At 72.6% G+C, this 507-nt stretch carries 1 pseudogene; it reads right to left on the reverse strand.

Going from position 1 to position 507, the window contains the following annotated elements:
- Nucleotides 1-507 (reverse strand): annotated as a pseudogene (locus QZH66_RS18350) (glycosyl transferase family 36); the annotation flags it as partial.

Consider the following 507-nt stretch of genomic DNA (forward strand, 5'->3'; position numbering starts at 1 on the left):
TCCAGCACGATCCGCGCCGCGGTTGCCAGGCCCGCGCATTGCTGCCCGGAAAGCGCGTGCGCAGCCAGCACGAACGCCTGTGCGCCCGGCGCCGGCGGCGGCAGCGTGAGTTGTGCGTTGTGTGCGCTGATCTGCGCCTGCAAGGTCGCCAGCAAGCTGTTTTCGCCGGCCGCGCTGGTGTCCAGCACCACCACATCGACGCCCAGCTGCAGCGCCTGCCAGTAGCGCTGCGCCAGCAGCAGCTCGTGCACGCAGGCGACATCGGCACTGTCGCCGATCCGCACCAGGATCAGCGGGCGATCGCCGGAAATGCCGCAGCTCCACAGCACCGGGGCCCCCTCCTCGGCATGCACGGCGGCGGGCTTGAACGCGGGATCGGCATACAGCAGCGGCGCGTTCAGGCCGTCAAAGCACGCCTGCTGCGCGGCGCTGATGGCCAGCCGCGTGCGCTCGGCCCGCGCATGCGCCGTCGCGGCGGCCAGCAGCGCCTGTGCCGGGACGGCGTCC

This window comes from Stenotrophomonas sp. YIM B06876, from assembly GCF_030711595.1.
GTDB lineage: Bacteria > Pseudomonadota > Gammaproteobacteria > Xanthomonadales > Xanthomonadaceae > Stenotrophomonas.